The following is a 1,364-nucleotide window of genomic DNA, read 5'->3' as shown; positions in this document are numbered from 1 at the left end:
GCATTTGCCACGCTTGCCAGCGCAAGCAACGCCCTGTACTCATCCGCTTCGAAGGTTCTATTCTTCGAAGTTATTGAGGGCAGACTGCGACGGCGAAAAGTGGCATTGACAGACCGGTCACGCGAACGGCAGGGCATGCAATGCCCTGCTTCTGTTCAGTTTTACGAGGGCGTTCACAAAGAAGTCGGTGCCACGCTGCGACCCGACGGGAATCCCGAAGTGGTTGACTTGATGCATGTCGTGCCGTGGGTAGTGTGGCGCGGCGGCCTTCGGACAATGACACGCTCTTTCAGCCCCATCCCAGGCACGATACACGCGAAGGACCCAATTGCCGTGTGCCAGCGGGAGTGGGATTTCTCATCTTCTGACACGCCATGCGTTGTCATCTTGGAGAAGCTTGTTGTTGACGGGTGGTCTGTCGGGCCACCATTGTCGGAACATACCTTGTCTTCTCCTCGCATTTTCACACAAAAGACCATTTGGCATCCAAGCCATACTTGCAATGCCTTGCCATGCTTGGCAATCTTTTCGAGAAAGGGCTTCAGAGACTCGTGACATCTATGCCACGCCAGTATTACACGCTTGTCATGCAGTGGGAGCAACCGCAGGACGTGCCATTATTGGCTGACGCAGCTGCATATAAGAAATGGCAATTGCAAATAGACGAACCAAGCGAAAAGTGCGAAAGCTCGAGTTCGCACGAAGAAAACAAATCTTCACGGACGTGCCAATGCTGACACCGCTCGCCAAGATTTCAAAATCTAAAGTAAAGAAATGCGTCAAGCGAGCTCGCGGTGCAAATGAAGCCAAGATGGAATCAGGCTGTGGAGACGCTTTATGGACGCCCTTGACGCACTTGGCAACAGATTCTCATGTTGCAGAAATCAGTGGGCCGTCGTCAAGCTCTTCGGTCATGCCAGTTGCAGCAGAATTGCCACGTGACTCGACAATTTTGATTCCTGACACGCTTGTCTCAGATCGGGTGACAGAAGGAGCATTTGAGCGAATGGTTGACATGCTTGAGGGTCAGCCAGTCAGCGAGGAGGTGCATGGCACGCCAGGTGCATCAGGATATTACAAGCGTGTCAGCGTGACATGCCCATTTCACAGCGAGCGTGGCATGCCATTGTGCAGGATCAGGCGAAACGTCGGCGCAAGGCAGATTGCCACGCTTGGAGTCCACGAGCCATTGGCGTTTATTGGTGCATGGTTGGCAGACGCAGGCAGATTTGCCACGCGCAGCGACCACATGGCTTTTAAGCCTAGCGTTGCGCAAACGCGCGCGTATGCTGAACGGGAGCGGCTTATTTGACAGAAACAAGCTTGGCACGCGTCAAACAATCATGTGTCACTCACCCTTCATT

1 protein-coding gene is annotated in these 1,364 nt (G+C 53.4%); it reads left to right on the top strand.

Annotated features, from left to right (window positions below):
• Positions 1-646: 646 nt before the first annotated feature.
• Positions 647-1,312, top strand: a complete 666-nt coding sequence (locus tag AC9UEO_RS13695; protein WP_509534653.1) for a hypothetical protein — start codon at positions 647-649, stop codon at positions 1,310-1,312.
• Positions 1,313-1,364: the final 52 nt, after the last annotated feature.

The organism is Limnohabitans sp. (genome assembly GCF_040401495.1).
In the GTDB taxonomy this organism is placed as follows: Bacteria; Pseudomonadota; Gammaproteobacteria; order Burkholderiales; family Burkholderiaceae_C; genus Limnohabitans.
The sequence above is the reverse complement of the archived record's forward strand: the minus strand, read 5'-3'. Positions and strand labels throughout refer to the sequence as shown.

What these genes read in the sequence shown, in the direction of transcription:
- AC9UEO_RS13695 (WP_509534653.1), top strand. Translation starts at nt 647, where the DNA reads ATGGCAATTGCAAATAGACGAACCAAGCGAAAAGTGCGAAAGCTCGAG.